General features: G+C 43.6%; 17 protein-coding genes. 5 read left to right on the forward strand and 12 right to left on the reverse strand.

Annotated features, from left to right (window positions below):
* Positions 1 to 216: 216 nt before the first annotated feature.
* The 11 genes from NRIC_RS03510 to NRIC_RS19200 all read right to left on the reverse strand — a co-directional run bounded on the left by NRIC_RS03510 (position 217) and on the right by NRIC_RS19200 (position 12,968).
* Positions 217 to 1,356, reverse strand: coding sequence for a mannitol-1-phosphate 5-dehydrogenase (locus NRIC_RS03510; protein WP_146621324.1), 1,140 nt, complete (start codon positions 1,354 to 1,356; stop codon positions 217 to 219).
* Position 1,357: 1 nt separating this feature from the next.
* Positions 1,358 to 1,795: a PTS mannitol transporter subunit IIA gene (locus NRIC_RS03515; protein ID WP_146621325.1), complete on the reverse strand. Its 438-nt coding sequence runs from the start codon at positions 1,793 to 1,795 to the stop codon at positions 1,358 to 1,360.
* Between the two features lie 45 nt (positions 1,796 to 1,840).
* Positions 1,841 to 3,895 carry a BglG family transcription antiterminator gene (locus tag NRIC_RS03520; protein WP_146621326.1) on the reverse strand — a complete coding sequence of 685 codons (2,055 nt, stop codon included), beginning with the start codon at positions 3,893 to 3,895 and terminating at the stop codon, positions 1,841 to 1,843.
* Positions 3,896 to 3,974: 79 nt separating this feature from the next.
* Entirely contained in the window at positions 3,975 to 5,744 is a 1,770-nt protein-coding gene (locus tag NRIC_RS03525; RefSeq protein ID WP_227873727.1) for a PTS mannitol transporter subunit IIBC, read from the reverse strand.
* Positions 5,745 to 5,920: 176 nt separating this feature from the next.
* The gene (locus NRIC_RS03530) at positions 5,921 to 6,292 is read right to left on the reverse strand and encodes a DUF956 family protein (RefSeq protein WP_146621328.1); all 372 of its coding nucleotides are present in this window, start codon (positions 6,290 to 6,292) and stop codon (positions 5,921 to 5,923) included.
* Positions 6,293 to 6,383: 91 nt separating this feature from the next.
* Positions 6,384 to 7,295: a PTS system mannose/fructose/sorbose family transporter subunit IID gene (locus tag NRIC_RS03535; RefSeq protein ID WP_146621329.1), complete on the reverse strand. Its 912-nt coding sequence runs from the start codon at positions 7,293 to 7,295 to the stop codon at positions 6,384 to 6,386.
* 21 nt (positions 7,296 to 7,316) lie between these two features.
* Positions 7,317 to 8,120 carry a PTS mannose/fructose/sorbose transporter subunit IIC gene (locus NRIC_RS03540; RefSeq protein ID WP_146621330.1) on the reverse strand — a complete coding sequence of 268 codons (804 nt, stop codon included), beginning with the start codon at positions 8,118 to 8,120 and terminating at the stop codon, positions 7,317 to 7,319.
* A gap of 30 nt (positions 8,121 to 8,150) precedes the next feature.
* Complete coding sequence (locus tag NRIC_RS03545) at positions 8,151 to 9,137, reverse strand: mannose/fructose/sorbose PTS transporter subunit IIA (protein ID WP_146621331.1); 987 nt, start codon at positions 9,135 to 9,137, stop codon at positions 8,151 to 8,153.
* Positions 9,138 to 9,209: 72 nt separating this feature from the next.
* Positions 9,210 to 9,710 carry a PTS sugar transporter subunit IIB gene (locus NRIC_RS03550; protein WP_146621332.1) on the reverse strand — a complete coding sequence of 167 codons (501 nt, stop codon included), beginning with the start codon at positions 9,708 to 9,710 and terminating at the stop codon, positions 9,210 to 9,212.
* A gap of 172 nt (positions 9,711 to 9,882) precedes the next feature.
* Entirely contained in the window at positions 9,883 to 12,654 is a 2,772-nt protein-coding gene (locus NRIC_RS03555) for a sigma-54-dependent transcriptional regulator (protein ID WP_146621333.1), read from the reverse strand.
* 140 nt (positions 12,655 to 12,794) lie between these two features.
* Complete coding sequence (locus NRIC_RS19200; RefSeq protein WP_175579985.1) at positions 12,795 to 12,968, reverse strand: hypothetical protein; 174 nt, start codon at positions 12,966 to 12,968, stop codon at positions 12,795 to 12,797.
* Here NRIC_RS19200 and NRIC_RS03560 point away from each other — a divergent pair.
* The 5 genes from NRIC_RS03560 to NRIC_RS19205 all read left to right on the forward strand — a co-directional run bounded on the left by NRIC_RS03560 (position 12,942) and on the right by NRIC_RS19205 (position 14,902).
* A complete protein-coding gene (locus tag NRIC_RS03560; protein WP_146621334.1) occupies positions 12,942 to 13,706 on the forward strand; it encodes a helix-turn-helix domain-containing protein in 765 nt (254 codons plus the stop codon). The two genes, NRIC_RS19200 and NRIC_RS03560, sit on opposite strands and share 27 nt — an antisense overlap.
* A gap of 62 nt (positions 13,707 to 13,768) precedes the next feature.
* The gene (locus tag NRIC_RS03565) at positions 13,769 to 14,152 is read left to right on the forward strand and encodes a VOC family protein (protein ID WP_146621335.1); all 384 of its coding nucleotides are present in this window, start codon (positions 13,769 to 13,771) and stop codon (positions 14,150 to 14,152) included.
* A gap of 142 nt (positions 14,153 to 14,294) precedes the next feature.
* Positions 14,295 to 14,564, forward strand: a complete 270-nt coding sequence (gene rpsN, locus NRIC_RS03570) for a 30S ribosomal protein S14 (RefSeq protein ID WP_146621336.1) — start codon at positions 14,295 to 14,297, stop codon at positions 14,562 to 14,564.
* Between the two features lie 17 nt (positions 14,565 to 14,581).
* Positions 14,582 to 14,746 carry a 50S ribosomal protein L32 gene (rpmF, locus tag NRIC_RS03575; protein ID WP_146621337.1) on the forward strand — a complete coding sequence of 55 codons (165 nt, stop codon included), beginning with the start codon at positions 14,582 to 14,584 and terminating at the stop codon, positions 14,744 to 14,746.
* Positions 14,747 to 14,773: 27 nt separating this feature from the next.
* Positions 14,774 to 14,902, forward strand: coding sequence for a putative metal homeostasis protein (locus NRIC_RS19205; RefSeq protein WP_175579986.1), 129 nt, complete (start codon positions 14,774 to 14,776; stop codon positions 14,900 to 14,902).
* A 163-nt stretch (positions 14,903 to 15,065) separates the two neighbouring features.
* Here the strand turns inward: NRIC_RS19205 and NRIC_RS03580 are convergent, their stop codons facing one another.
* Positions 15,066 to 16,847 carry an ammonium transporter gene (locus NRIC_RS03580; protein ID WP_146621338.1) on the reverse strand — a complete coding sequence of 594 codons (1,782 nt, stop codon included), beginning with the start codon at positions 16,845 to 16,847 and terminating at the stop codon, positions 15,066 to 15,068.
* Positions 16,848 to 17,091 lie beyond the last annotated feature (244 nt).

The following is a 17,091-nucleotide window of genomic DNA, read 5'->3' on the forward strand; positions in this document are numbered from 1 at the left end:
AATTTCACAATCACTACTACAAAGCTGCGTAAATCACCAGACACATCAAAAAAAACTACCCATCTAATCGGATGAGTAGTCCACAAAATTTTTATACTATTTCATTGTCCTATTGACGGGGTGCGCACCACATCACTGCCATAGCCTTTATAAAAACCATATAATCGGTGTGACTGAAGCAGCTCTTTCGGAGCTAAACGCTTCGGTCACATCCTCTTAGTTGTTGTACGCGGCAACGATTTCTGCGATCAATGCTTGATCCTTCAAAGCAGTCACCTCTTGAATTACGATTTCTGGTGTATTTTCCTTCAGCATTCTTTGAAGTTCTACACTTTGTTCGTCTTGCGGATCTTGATACTTTAGGATCATGGCTACGACTTCGATCAAATGTGTGTAAGCCAGCTCACGCTCCTTCAATTCGCGGATCGGACGAATAAACCGTTCGTCATACCCTAATTTACGAATCGGTGTGCGAGCCACACGATCGATACTGTCCGAAATATACGGGTTTTCAAATCGGCCCACGATTTTATCGATATAAGCTTGATGCTGTTCTTGATCAAAGCCCCATTTTGCGATCAACAGATTTCCAGTCTCCATTAACACTGCACGCAATTGCGACAAAACATCGTCATGGCCAATCGCTTCATCGATCGTTTTATACCCATTGTATGCGCCTGTATAAGCCACAGTTGCATGTCCAGTATTCACTGAGAACAGCTTGCGCTCAATATAAGGTTCTAAGTCTGCAACGTAAGACACTTCACTTAGACGCAGCGTCTGATTTTTGCACTGTGTTTTATCGACTACCCATTCGCTGAAAGGCTCGACCGACACAAATAAAGGATCTTCATGATGCTGGATCGGCACGATCCGGTCTACAGCAGCATTAGGGAAACCAATGAACTCTTCCACATATGCCAGATCTTCTTCTGATAAATGCTCCTGCACTTTTGCGAATAAAAACTGGCTGCCGCCGATCATGTTCTCACAAGCGATCACGTCTAACGGTATCGTATTTTTTTCTGCTCTGCGTTGTTGGATTCCGCGAGCGATCAATTCTGCGATAAACGGCAAAACATTCGGACCGATGGCTGTCGTCACCAAGTCTGCCTTGGCAACAGAAGCGATGACAGCATCAGGATCTTTTTGATTGTTCAATCCATCCACGTTGTGAACATGGATCTGTTCCTTTTGGGCATCGGCTAATTCGATCGTATACTCTTTCCTCTGGTTCAACGCGTCGATGATCGTTTCATTGATATCTACAAAATCAATCGAAAAATCATTCTTGGCTAAAATTTCTCCAATGAATCCTCGTCCGATATTTCCTGCACCAAAATGGGTCGCCCGCATGCTACTCTACCTCCTGCAAATAACCGATGATCTCTTCTTTTGTCTTCGCGTCGGCTAGCTTTACAACATTTTCGACTTCTGAACAGAAAATCGCGATCTTCTGCAGCAAGTCCAAATGCTCATTTTCAACACCCGCGATCCCAAATAATACCATCGCAACATCTTCAGTATCATCGTTGCCAAACTGAACTCCAGCTGGTGCTTGAATCACAGAGATCCCGCTTTTTTTGACGAATCGCTTAGCTTCATCTGTTCCATGAGGGATGGCGATGAAATTGCCCATGTAGGTTGACACTAAATTATTTCTCTCGATCATAGCCTCCACGTATTCCTCATCCACACACCCATTATCAACTAGTAATCGTCCGCACGCCCGAATGGCTTCCTCTTTGTCCGCAAATTTCTGGTCAACTAAAATCATTTCTGGTTGTAAATCCATGTTATCTCCTCCTACTTAATTATTCCTTTTCATGAAATCACTCTTCTAGCTTTGTTTGATCTCTTTAATAAACAATGAACTCAACAATTGATAGACAAGCTCATGATTGCCAAATTTATAGATCTCTGTATTCAGATCGCTTTCGATTACTGAACTGCTGATTTTTCCCAACAATCCTTTTTGAGCTTCCGGCATCGGATCAGGCGCCAGCAACAATAATACACGGGTCAACTGAATACTTTTTTTGTCCATCCCCAAAATAGAAAATGCCTTGTCTAGATCGTAGATGGCGAAAAAAGGTTCCTGGACCTGCTTATTCGCACTGTGAAACAATGCAAAATTGGTCTTGGGAACACCGATCGGCGCTACGATGTAACGATCAATGACTTTTTGTGTCACATACTCGGCATTGGAAACGATCGTTCCCTGCAGCATACCGATAATTTTTTCCAAAGTCAGTTCAATGGTTTCCTCTGCTGCAAAGGGCTGGACCTCCAGATGATTCAACAACTGATTCGCCGTGCGCATGGTTTCGTAAAGGTCGCCAAAAGCATCACTCGGCTCGACCACTGGAACATCCTCCACGATTCGCTCCGTCTCTGGACGAAGCTCGTGGATATACGTCCGCAGCTCTTGAATCTCCTCATCAAGCAGCAACGGCGAGATTACTTTGTAAGGCAGTGTGAATTCTGGAAGAAAGACAGTTGCCAAGATCAAATCGTATTGCTTAAAATTCAACTGGTTCATTTCCGAGATCTTTGCGACTTGAATCTGTTGAATCTCTGGTAAATATTTTTTGATCCGACTTTCTAAGATCCGTGCCGTCCCGATTCCACTAGAGCACAAGACCAGTACAAACAATCCTTTGCTTGAAGGGTGGCGCTCCAAAGAAGTCGCAAAGTGGACCACGACATACCCCAGTTCATCCTCTGAAAATGTATGGTCAGGAAAAACGACCGCCAATTCCTTCGTGACCGCATCGGTCAATGTATGGTATTTCTCCTGCACCTTTTGCAGGATCGGATTAACGACATTTGGCAAGACCGTGATGTTGCGCTTCAGAGCGGCAGCCATATGGGTCAACAGATCATTGAATAGCTGCTCATCCTTGCGAAACTCCAACCCACTTTCCTCGGACACGAGCCGAATCAATTCCTTGATCTGATAGGAGAGTTCAACATCAAAGTGATCGATAAAAATATTCTGCGGCTTTTTGTAATTGATCCCCTCCAGCTGATACGCAAAGAACCGCACCTCTTGGGCCGGGATCGAGTGTCCGCATTCTGTTGCTACCTTGATCATGATTTGGCCTGCGATCTGCATGCTTTCTGGCTTAGGACTGCTGTCCTGCTCCTCCTCCACAAACCGCTGCTGACGAATGCGATCGATCGACAACGCCAGTAAAATCAAAATCCGCTGCAGCTGATTGTCGGTCACTTCCTTCAATGAATACTGTGGAATATGATAAAGAATGGTTTTGGCTAAATAAAGACTTTGCGGTGTCAGCTGCTTTAGGAAGAAATTATCGGTCTTCACCTGTGCCTCCGCATCAAGCTGATCAATGAATTGAAAAAAATCGTATTCGCTGACGCCGTTAAAAATCAGGTTGCCAAGGATCTGACGCTTTTCTTTTTCTCGGCCTGTGATCTTGATGCCACGGCCTTTCAAACGTTGCAGCTGCAGCCGGTAATCCTCCAAGCTTTGTTCGATCGCCTGCAAATCGGACACAATCGTTGAAGGGCTGACTTGAAAATCGATCGACAATCCTTCAATCGTCTCCTCCTCGTCCATCAACAACAAACTCGACACGATCGCACCTTGTCTTTGAACATTGTCCGTGAACAAGTCTTCTTTGTTTTCTTCGATTTCATCCTTCAGTTTGTCTAGATTGATGCTCTCACCAACAATTCGGTAACCTTCACCTCGCGGCTTAATGATCTGAACGTCCAAAGGCTTGATGGTTTTTTCTATACTGGAGATCTCACGGTAGATCGTTCGCTTACTGACATTCAACTCATGCCGCAACTGCTCCAATTGAACTCCGTTTGGGTAAGTCAATAACAGGGACAAAATCTTTTTTTCTCGAACCGAAAAGTACACGAGTACCTCCTCCAACTAATAAAGGGTAAAAGCAGTGAATACTCACTGCTTTAAGGGTAATACGATTCTGTGAAAAAGACTACTTATTTTTTAACTGTGCGACGATTTTGTCATATTTTTCTGAAGTCACGACATCCGAAACCGGAACATGCACACTACTTGGTGCTTGCTGTTCTGCTTTGACTGTTTCCGTTTGATCTGTAACGACCATTGCCGCTGGATCATCCGTTAATGAAGCAATCTCTGCAACACTGACGGTGAAGCCGACGCCTTGCTCTTTCAGAATCTTCTTCATGATCGTAGCTCCCATGTTTGCGGAGCCTTTTCCTTTTTCATACGCAAAGACGATGTGGTTTACTCTGTCGTAGTCTGCTACACCTTCAACGACATCGTCACTTAACTTTTTTCCCTCATCACCTGCTGCGCTTGGATTGTTCGACAACCGTTCAACGATTTCGTCATAACGTGGCGAATTCATAAAGTTTTCTACCTTCACGAAAGTTGCGCTCGGTGCTTTCTGGCTTGCGCGATCATATAATTCTTCTTGCGTTACTACCAATGCATTGGCATCATCTGACAAATTATTGATGGCTGAGTTCGTTACTGGAATATTGATTCCTGCTTTTTTGACTTTGTCGCGAAGAACAGAAGCGCCCATGGCACTTGAGCCCATCCCAGCATCGCAGGCAAAGATGATCTTGTTTACATTGCCAAACATTTCTTGGTTGCTGCTTGATGACGCTGTTTGTCCTTTGCTTTGTGCTTTTGCACTTTGAACAGCCTCTTGTGTTGCTGCCAAATCATCTTCTTCACTGTTGTCTGCTTTGATGATGATCATTGAGATCAAGAAGGAAACTGCTGCACCGACAACAACCCCTGCGATAACAGCAATCATGCTGTCCGGTGGTGTCATTGCCAAAATCGCAATGATCGAACCCGGTGAAGCAGCCGCCCGCAAGCCTGCACCCAACAATTGGAAAGTGAAGGTACCAGCGACACCGCCGCCCATAACCGCTAAGAACAGCAAAGGTTTCATCATTACGTAAGGGAAGTAAATTTCATGGATACCACCCAAGAATTGAATGATGATCGCACCTGGTGCAGAAGATTTTGCTGAGCCTTTGCCGAAAATGGTGAAGGCCAATAAGACACCCAATCCCGGTCCAGGGTTTGCTTCCAATAGGAACAAGATCGATTTTCCAAATTCAGCCGCTTGATCCGCACCAAGTGGTGTCAAGATCCCGTGGTTGATCGCATTGTTCAAGAATAAAATTTTCGCTGGTTCAATAAAGATATTTGCTAATGGCAATAGACGCATGTTGATGATGGTCTCTACACCAGCAGCCATCAATTCTGTTAATGAAGACACGACAGGTCCGATCGCATAAAAACCTAAAACTGCTAGGGCAAAACCGATCAGCCCTGATGAAAAGTTGTTGATCAGCATTTCAAAACCGGCTTTGATCTTGTCTTGGAAGATGTCGTCAAATTTCTTGATGAACCATCCTCCTAAAGGACCCATAATCATTGCACCGATAAACATTGGTACTTCAGATCCCACGATGACCCCCATCGCTGCGATCGCACCAACCACTGCTCCACGTTGCCCATGTACCATGCTACCACCTGTATAAGCGATCAATAATGGCAATAAGTAAGAAAGCATTGGCCCAACTAATGTAGCAAGTTGTTCATTCGGGAAATACCCCGCTTCAATAAATAGTGCTGTGATGACACCCCAAGCAATAAATGCACCGATGTTCGGCATAACCATCCCTGACAGGTGACTTCCGAGACGTTGGACTTTTGCTTTTAGTCCACTTTTCTGTCCAGTCGTTTCCATGTTCATTTCCTCCTTTAGAAATAATAAAAATAATGATTTCGTTTACATTTATATTGTAGCGCTTCCTAGTAAATGCTTTCAAGAAATAGCAGATGGGTCTTTGGCACAGAAGTTTGTGCCAAGATTGTTAGGCTTATTTTTTGACAAAACAAGACCGATACAAAGCTGTACCGGTCTTGTTTTTATTTATTGAATTTTGACTGCAACCCACGCTTGACGACATCGAAGAATCCTAAAGAACGGACCATATGATCTGGTTTCACATACTCACGAATCGCTCGCAGAACTTTCTTAGGCTCCTTAGATGAAAAGCTGTAAGTACCATTCTTTTTCGTTTGTATCGCATAGCGAGGGATCCATTTCCCTTTGAAGACCACTGAGGCAATGACATAATCGACCTCTTCCCAAGGAATCTGAATGAATTTCCGCGCGTCGCGGTCATTAAAAAACTCGAATCCCTTGTCACCGATCATAATTTTGCCATAGTCAGACAATCCCATGTGAGAGGTGGCATCTATCGCTAAGTCAACTTTTGTATTGATTGATTGAACCATCTTACCTGCTCCATTCCCTTTTGATTCCTCATTATACTTTTTTTCATGTCATTAAGCAAAAAGTCCGGGATCAATCCCGGACTTTAGTTGATTACATTAAACCGATAACGTGTGCACCGATACCGACTACAAACAAGCCAAGGATAATGACGATCGGAGAAACCTTTTTCTTCAATAACCACATACATAGCAGTGTTAATAGTAATGCTGCCAAACCTGGAATCAATTGATTCAAGTTGTCTTGTAATGTTGTCACTTTGTTTGGATCAAGCGCTAAGCCTGAATTTACTTGCTCAAACGCTGCTTTGATTCCTGCACCGCCAGCAGGTAATTTATCCCACTCGATATAAGCCCCTTCATCCAGTTTTACAGTTGAAACGACTGGTAAAAATCTTACGTTTACCCAACGTTGAACTAGGGCTCCCAAAACGAACATCCCCAGAATAGAAGCACCTTTCGTTACGTCTTGCAGCAAACCACCTGATAAGTCATCAGTGATTTTTGAACCCGCTTTGTAGCCGAATTCTTGTGTATACCACATGAATGCCCAACGAATAATGTTCCAAGCCAAGAAGAAGATGATTGGACCCAAAATGTTGCCTGCAATTGCTAGAGAAGCCCCTAGAGCTCCTAGCATCGGACGTACAGTAAACCAGAACACTGGGTCACCAACACCGGCCAAAGGTCCCATCATACCAACCTTAACCCCTTGAATCGCTACATCATCAACTGGTGCACCATTCGCACGTTCTTCTTCCAGTGCTAGTGTTACCCCAATAATTGGTGATGCGATATATGGGTGCGTATTAAAGAATTCCAAGTGGCGCTGCAAAGCTGCCGTTTGATCTTCTTTTGTTTTATATAATTTTTTGATCGCTGGAATCATTGCATAACACCAGCCGCCGTTTTGCATACGTTCATAGTTCCAAGAACCTTGAATGAAGGTAGAACGCCATGCTACGGATAAACGATCTTTTTTCGATAATTCGATTTTTTCTGCCATTTTATTTCTCCTCCTTCAAGATTAGTAGTCGTTCAAGATATCGCCTAGTGGGTCGCCAGTGTTTCCACCGCCACCGCCATTTGATGAACCGCCCATTTTAGAAAGGTTCAAGTAGATCAATGCTAACGCAACAGCGATAACACCTAAAGCGATTAGAGTTAATTCTGAAATAGCTGCAATCGCAAAACCAATTGCGAAGAATGGCCACACTTCTTTTGTTGCCATCATGTTGATAACCATTGCATAACCAACGGCTACGACCATCCCACCGCCGATTGCCATACCATCTGACAACCATGTAGGCATTGCTTGCAAAGCATTTTGTACAACATCAGCAGGAATAACCAACAATGCTGCAGCAGGGATCGCGATACGAACACCTTGCATTGCTACGGCAGCCAAGTGCCACATTTCTACTGTACGGATGTTTCCTTTTTCAGCGGCAGCGTCCATGAAGTGAACGATCGGCACAGCCAACGTACGTACGACCATGGTCAATACTAAACCGGCAACAGCTAGTGGAACCGCAATCGCGATCGCAGATGGTACACCCTGTGTTCCTTGTCCACCTAAAACTAAAATAATTGCTGAGGCAACTGAAGCCAATGCAGCATCTGGTGCAACGGCAGCTCCAATGTTTGCCCAACCTAAAGCGATCATTTGCAAGCTCCCGCCTAACACGATACCTGCTTCTAAATTACCGGTAACTAAACCGATCAACGTACACGCCACTAGCGGTTGATGGAATTGGAATTCATCTAAGATTCCGCCCATACCAGCTAGAAAGGCGACGATAACAACTAAGATCATTGAAATGAATGACATTTATAAGCCCTCCTATATAATAATTTTTGTCTAAGCTTTCGCTAATTCAGCTTTAGCTTTGTTCAAGATTTCTTCCATGTTGCCGCGAGAATCATTTGGCACTTTGCGGACATCAAATTTGATGCCTTTTGATTTCAAATGCTCAAACGCTTCGACATCTTTAGGTCCCATCGACACAGCTTGAGTAACAACCACTTTACCTACCGAGTGAGCCATTGATCCAAGGTTCACTTCTTTGATCTCTACACCAGCATCCACGGCACGGACGACATCTTCTGGGTTTTCAAAAAGCAGCAAGGCTTTTGTATCTCCAAAACGAGGGTCTTTTGCAATCTCGATCATTTTGTCGACTGGGATAACATTCGCTTTAACACCTGGAGGAGCGGCTTGCTCAATCAAACGTTTACGAAGATCATCTTTTGATACTGCATCAGATACAACAATGATTCGAGAAGGCTGTACGGATTTTGTCCATGCTGTAGCCACTTGACCATGCAGCAGACGAGAGTCGACACGAGCTAAAACAAATTTGATTTTACCATCGCCTAGCACTGTTCCTGGAGGGATTGATCCTTTCGGCTGGTTGTCTGCAACAACTGCTGCCTTTTCTTCCGGTTCCAATTCCTCTGGACGTACTTTTACACCCTCTTTTGCAGTACCCAAAATATGAGCTGCAATTTCGTGTGCCGTATTCATTGACAAACGAGAAGCATACGCTTCAATCAACATTGGCAAGTTCATACCAGCAACAATTGCCCATTTGTCTTTGTGAGCTTCAAACAAAGTATTTGCTTGATTGAACGGTGTTCCGCCCCAAAGATCGACTAAAAACAGGACTTCTTCTTGGTCGTCGAAAGATGCGATCGCTTCTTCCATTTTTGCTTTGACGTCATCTGGACCTTCGCTTGGCATTAACGTAACAGCTTTTACGTTTTCTTGTTCTCCGAAGATCATCGCTCCAGATTGCAAGATACCTTTGGCGAATTCACCATGACTAGCAATGATAATTCCTACCATCTTCTTACCTCCTATTATTTTTGTTACAGTGTCGGATAATATACGATAAGTTCGAAAACCTGTAACCGATTATTATGGCATCATCTTTTCTTTTTGAATCAATTGGATCAAATCATTTTTTCGATCCGCAGGGACTTTGCGCGTTTCTAACTCGATACCTAAGTCAGCTAACTTGAGAAAGCATTGGACATCTGATTTATCCAGAGAGATAAAATTCGTGACCATTTTCTTTCCTTCCAAAAAACGCATCCCACCGATATTGATTGACTGTATATCGACACCTGCCTCAACCACTTCCAAAACATCTTGGGGAATTTCAAACAACAGCATTACCCGCAGATGATCGAATAGTTGATCGTGATATACCTCGATCAGTTTTCTCTTGGTAATGACATTTGATTTAATACCTGGCGGCGCTGCCTGCTTTAAAAGGAATTTACGTAATTCGTCCTGAGCGACCGTGTCGCTGACCACTAATATTCGTTCAATACCCGTCGCCTTCGACCAAGCAGTTGCCACTTGCCCATGAATCAAACGATCATCGATTCGAGCCAATCGTATATCCATTACCATTTGCGCACCCCCTTTGATTGAATTCAAATTTCGATGCCTTGAGTACACAAGCACTCACTTATATATAAGCAAGTACCGTGCCAAAATACACTAAATAAAAAACCTTAAATTAAATGGGTTTTTAACGATACACAAAAAGCGATACAGTAGACTGTATCGCTTTTGTGTATTCTTAGTGGATAATTTCTGCATGATTTTTCAACAATTGATAAATATAATAACGTTCCGACTCTGGAAATTCGATGCGAATCTGGCTTTCCAGCTCATTCAACCCGCGGTTCATGAGTGTATTGTCAGTCACCTCTTGGTAGTTGTCCAATGTCGCTTGATCGATCTCCAACGGTTGATTCAATACCCCTCGTTCGATCGCACCCGCCATGTGCATGACAAAATTGACCATCATTGCATAGTTGGATGATTGTCCGTCATCTTCGACCAGAGATTCGGCTAAACGCCATAATGGATCAATGATCTTTTTTGGATTAATGAAGGTGTAGCTGTCCGTCATAAAATCCAGACATAATTTTCGGGCGCTGTCAAAGGTCATCGTGACTTCTTCTTGAATTTCAAGATTATTCTCCAGTAAAAGCTCATCGATAATCTGATCGGCTCGTTGATTAATGAATTTTTCCATTGGAATGTGCGGCACACCGATTTTGGGGTCCACTATTCCAGTCGTAGCAATCAGTTTGTATTCTTTTTGGAATTTCGGAACTTCCGTTTTCAGTTGAGTGACGGACAATGTCAACACTTCGATGAAGTCCATCCTTTTTTGCTTCAAAGGGCTTTCAATGATTTCCTTTAAGCGCTGCGCTGTTCCTTCGCCGGATGCGCAAATCGCCAGGATCGCTTGTTTTTCCGAAACCTTTGCAGCTTCTTCTTCCAGCGCAACTTGCCCGTAGCCTCTAAAGCCTTGCAGAGATTCATACAATTCATCAATACCGGAGCCTAATACACTCGATTTTCGTGCAGCTTCGATCAGCAGCGGTGTTGTAACCATATCCAGCGTTCGAACAGTGATGCCTGTTTCCTTTTCAATCTCGTCATTGAAAGAAGCCAGGGAACCCATATCCACCATCAATAAAATGCCGCTGCCTTCGTCTACTTGCATCGCGGCTTCGCGGATTTTTTCAAATGCTGTTCTTGGATGCATATCTAAAGGCATATCGACGGCCAACATATTGTTCACGTCTAAAAGTTCGCGGACAACTTGAGTCATCGAGGTAGCTGTGCTGTTGCCGTGTGCCGCTACGACAATCCCGATTTTTCCAGTAGGTTGATCCTCTCGCAGTGAAACCAGCAGCACGGTCAAATAATAATCTTCACTCTCAGGAATCTCTACATGAAATTCTTTTTCGACCAATTGACGAATCTCGCGCGCAACTTGGAACTCCGCCGGATAATCAGTCGCCATCTCACGAATGTTGGCATTGGTCTGTCGAGTTTCACCTACATGGATCTTTTTCAAAAAGGAAGAAATATGCAGACTCATGGCATACACAAAGTTTTGTTGGAACTGCGCATTCATCCGCTCACCTACCAATGTGGCGATACGATTGCTAACTTCGATCACGTGTTTGTCGACAAACTCAGCTAGACGTGTTTCTGTGTCGAAAGTAAATCCATGGTCTTTGTAAAATGATTTTAAATGAATATTGATATCCGTAGAAATAAAATGATTGATCGTTTCCTGATCCAAACCTTCCATTTTCAACAATGCGGCTTTATCGCCAATAATATCATACAAATTATAGGGCAGTTCATAGCTGTCAGTTTTGATCAATTCATCGATTTCATTTGGTGTAATGACCAAGATTGGTTCTAAATAGGGCGAGATATCCGTTGCCTTCACACGATCGGCGGACAATTGTACCAAGCCGGATTTGATGCCGTCGGTCAAATCATTGAGCGTGATATTGATTTCATCTTGCATCATATGATTCATAAACCCACGGGCACAGATCAGCTGGACATTGGATTTCAATTGCCCGATATTCCCGTAGGTCACACTGCCTAACAAGGCTTTGACTACATCTTCCGTGATGGTAATTTTGCGTTGGATCCGATTGGCTTCCATCGCCACCATCACTCGTACCAAATCAATTTGTTCAACTGGCGGCCGGTTGCCAAACGGCGGCATTTGAATATTGATTGGAATTCTTCGGACAAACGTATCCAGCAACGAAGAATGCGGATCTTCCGTCGTAGCACCAACGATTCGAACATCGGCATAGTGATTTTTTCCGGTCTCGCCTAATCGGTTGTAGCTGCCGTGATCCATGAAATAAAAGATCATCTCTTGGCCTTCCGGCGGCAAGCGATGGATCTCATCAAGAAACAGCATACTGCCGTCCGCTTGCTGGATCAATCCTTCCTTGTCACTATCTGCCCCAGTAAATGCTCCTTTCACATAGCCGAACAAATGACTCATCAACAGTTCTGGATTATTGGCATAATCGGCACAGTTGAACACCACTAGTTCCCGTTCTTCTTCAATGATACTCTGCGCCTGCGCAAAGCGAAACATCGCGTGGGCGAAGAAGGTTTTTCCGGAACCCGTTGGACCAGTAATCAGGCAGTTCAATCCACGTGGCGGATACAAGATCGCTGCTTTGGCCTGCTCCACGGCATTTCGCATACTGCCGCTGGAGCCAATGATTTGTGTAAATACATCAGCTGCATGCTGTTTTAACATTTTCTTTTCAGGTCGGTCGGTTGTTTTGGAAACTTTTTTTTCTGCAGGACCACTTACTGTCTCCTGCGATTCTACATAGTAACGAACGGGTCTGCTTTCGCTTTTCTGCAATATGCCATCTTTTACAAGTAGGTTCAAATCTTTACTAGCATTGGTTCGTTGGATATCCAATGCTTTAGCTACCTCATTGGTCGTTACATTCGCATGTTCGGACACAAATTGATAGATTCGATCGATTCGTCGCTCCATCCCCCACACCTGCTTTCAGTGTATTACTTTTTATTTTTTCTTAAGGAAGTCTTTACCTCCACTAAAAATGATACACTAATTGCTTGATATATACAAAAAATTACCATTTTGCTTTAATCATTTCATAATAATTCGGGTAGTTAGTCTTTATTATTACTGACCGCTCCTTCTTTCTCTATTGAAATAAACATATCCAATCCTTGCTTTGCAGGTTTCTTGTGTTTTCTTCCCAGTTTTTTATTTATAATAGAAGAAACACGTTCATATTTAGAAGAAGGAGTGATTCGTTGTATTACCCAGTCCAGATCCCCCATCTGTTGTCTCCTGCTTTTCGGGCGGCTGTCTGTTATCAAGAGGAGCGTATCGCTTCGTTATCTGACTTTTGTATCTGTTACTGGCAGATGTTACCAGCTGGAGAAGGGGCCGCACCGATTAACAATATCATTATTGCCGATGGCTGTATCGACCTAGTCGTTTCCCTTGACCAAAAACAGATCGGTTTTTCAGGGACACGTCAAACTGATTTTCATTATGAGATTCAGCCGCAGCAGCGATTCATGGGGTTGCGTTTAAAACCCGGGGCTTTTCATCAACTGACAAGACTGCCGGCTGAGCGAGCAATGGATCGATTTCTTCCGCTAAAGCAGTTGTTTGCCTATTTTGATGAGGACGCTTTTTTCCAGCACGAGTTTGAAGAGGCAAAAGAAGCATTGATCAACTTTTTCCATCAGCAGATCATGGACCAGCAGGCAGACCAGTATACACAGCTTTTCGATCACTTATCCAAACAACTGCCAGAAACCGTCAACGAACTTTGTCAACGACTGCACATGAGTGAACGCACCTGCCAGCGGCAGTTTAAAAAAGTCTACGGATTGTCTCCGAAAAAAGTATTATCGATTCTGCGTTTTCAAAAAACTTTGACACACACGCACGATTCACTGAACTCCGCAGCGATCACAGAGTATTATGATCAATCCCACCTGATCGCTGATTTTAAACGAAATATTGGGATCACACCACGTGAGTTGCTCGCTTATTATCAAAAATGACGGGTTTTTCCTATTGTTGAGGACGGAACTTTGGTTTACTAGAGGAAAGGGAGGAATGCATAATGTTAACAGCTATGACCACCAATTTGATGGTAGAAAGCGTCGAAGAAAGTATCGCTTTTTATACGCAAGTATTGGATTTTACCTTGGTCGATTCAGTAAAACACCAAGAGGGGTATCTTCAATTTGCCATTTTGGAGAAGGATCAGTGCTTGCTGATGCTTCAAGAGCGGAGAAATTTAATCGAGGAGCTGCCTGCTCTTGCTAACGAAAAACTGGTTCCGTGTATCACACTCTATTTGAAGATCACTGATTTCAATAACCAATATGAAGTGTTGAAAGACACTGCATATATGACTAGCGCATTGCACGAGACATTCTATGGCACAAGGGAATTTTCAATCGTTGACAACACCGGATACGTGTTGACTTTCGCAGAATCCTAAGCACCAAACTCACCGATCATTGGTGAGTTTTTTAGTTTCCAAAGCAAATCTAGTTGACAATTCTGTCTGTTCTTGGTATCTTAATTTATCCAAAACGTAAATATTACGATTTGCATAGATAAATCATCAAAGGAGTGTACATATGGCAAAGAAATCAAAAATCGTTAAGGCTAAAAAACAGCAAGTCTTGATTGAACAATATGCAGAAAAACGCTTAGAATTAAAAGCCGCTGGCGATTATACCGGATTGGCTAAGCTGCCAAAGGATTCGAACCCTAACCGTTTGAAAAAACGTGACCAATTGGACGGCCGCCCGCGCGGTTACATGGGTAAATTTGGCTTGTCCCGAATTCATTTTCGAGAATTGGCTCATAAAGGCCAAATTCCAGGTGTTAAGAAAGCCAGTTGGTAAGAAAGAAGGCATGCCTCATGGCAGTTCCAGCAAGAAAATCGTCCAAGGCCAAAAAACGAATGCGCAGATCCCATCAAAAGCTGAATCGTCCAGAGATTTCTTTTGACGCATCAGCTGGCGATTATCGCCGCAGTCATCGCATATCGCTGAATGGCTACTACAACGGAAAGAAAGTTTTATGATTTTAATCAACGAACGGAGAGTGTCTTATGGAAAAAAACGATCTAGCAAGCGCATATCGCCGCTTGAAAAGTCCAAATATCAAGACTCGCAAACGGGCATTGAAACTCATCAAAGAAGCCAAACGAATCAAATGGCTGAAACAGTTCAACTCATGACAAAAAAAACAATTCTTCCGATCACGGAAGAATTGTTTTTTCGTACGATGTCCAATGTGAGAGACTGTACATTATTGAAAGAGCCTGAGACCTTCTTCAAAGATGAAATGGAGATTCGTTTCGTCACTGTTAGAATTGTCAAACGGCCTCAGGCTTCTCAACTCTATTTTTCCTCAGTATACCCTTGCAAAGCCTTGGTCCCTTCATCGTTGTTGCTGATTCGGACTACGTTTTCCATTGAGGAGATAAAGATTTTGCCATCGCCTGGTTTTCCAGTATGCAGGATCGCTTTCATCTTATTCACCACCTGCTGGACAGGAATACTGCTGACCGTAACATCCACTTTGACTTTCGGCAAAAGCTTCGTTGGGATCGGAGAACCACGGTAGTATTCGGTATTTCCTTTTTGAACGCCATGGCCTAGGACCTGTGTCACCGTCAATCCTTCGATACCGATCTCTTCAAGTCCCTTTTTGAGATTTTCCAATTTGTCCTCATTGATCACGACGGAAACCGTTGAAATCATTTTTTCAATCGTTGCTTTCGTTTTTCCACCAGTCCAAGAAGTAGCCGCAGTGGCCGAGAGCGTTTTGTTGTCCTCTGTGTCATCAATTTGGAGATTGACCATTCCAGTCGCCAATTCTGGTGTTTTCGGTGAAAGGAATCCATTCGACGATTGTTGAGCTGTTTCTGCCAAACCACTCGTGCTGTCGGTCAGCTCTGGTGCTACAACAAAGCCGCTGTAAGCGGTTTGCAGCCCATGCTCCATGATGTCCATTCCAGCAAGTTCATCTGCTTCAGATACTCTTAAACCAACTGTGTGCTTCAGTACGAGGAACAAAATGGTGGTCGTTGTTCCGACCCAAGCCATTGTGATCACTACACCGATGACCTGCGTTCCCAAGAAACCAGCTCCGCCACCATACAGTAGCCCGCCTTCAAGAGCAAAGACACCTGTAAGAATCGTTCCTAAAGCTCCGCAGACACCGTGAACAGCCACCGCACCAACAGGATCATCGACCTTCAATGTATTATCAATAAATTCGACTGCAAACAGCATCACCGTTCCAGCAACTAATCCAATAATACAAGCTCCACCTGCACTTACCATGTCACATCCTGCGGTGATTCCTACCAAACCAGCCAATGTCCCGTTCAATGTCAACGACACATCTGGCTTTTTGTACTTGATCCAAGAAACCACCATCGCTGCCAATGTTCCTGTTGCTGCAGCAATATTCGTATTGACCAATACATTTGATGCCAAAACCAGCGTATCGTCCCCTGTCATTGAAGTCGTTGATCCTCCATTGAAACCGAACCAGCTGAACCATAAGATAAATACGCCCAAAGCCGCAAAGGTCAAGTTGTGACCCGGAATCGCTTGAGACTTGCCCTCCTTCGTGTATTTCCCGATACGAGGCCCCAAGATCGCTGCTCCTGTTAAGGCAGCGACACCGCCGACCATGTGTACCGCAGTTGACCCGGCAAAATCATGAAAGCCCATTTCAGCCAAGAAACCACCGCCCCAAATCCAATGACCCGAGATTGGATAGATCAGACCGCTAATCACCGCACTAAAGATACAATAAGCGATGAAGTTGGTCCGCTCCGCCATTGCTCCAGAAACGATCGTTGCTGCAGTTGCACAAAACACCGTTTGAAATAATAAAAATGTCGGTGTGGGCAAGTCAAAGGTCAATGAATTTGCCGCAAAGAAATTAATTCCTCCAAAAATTGCGCTGCTGCCGCCAAACATAATGCCAAAACCAATGATCCAATATAAGACCGTCCCGAAACAAAAATCAATCAAATTTTTCATAATGATGTTCCCAGCATTTTTTGCCCGGGTAAACCCAGACTCGACCAGCGTAAAGCCCGCCTGCATAAAGAATACTAAAAATGCTCCCAATAACGTCCAAACTACATCAATTGAAGAATACATCCAACCAACCCTTTCTTTATGTTACATTTTTTAACATATTATCATGATATCCTAATGGAGTCAATCATTCTATGTGATGTTTTATGACATAAGGAAAACTAATTATTTGAAAGCCCCTTTTCAATGTAACTTATCATTACATAGGAAGTTAGAAGTGAATGTACCCCTTGCCAATCCTTTTTCTTACCCATTTTTTCACAAGTCGTTTCCTTTGTAACCCCTGAATGAAACCTATAATATATAA

This window comes from Enterococcus florum (genome assembly GCF_004309355.1).
Lineage (GTDB): Bacteria > Bacillota > Bacilli > Lactobacillales > Enterococcaceae > Enterococcus_A > Enterococcus_A florum.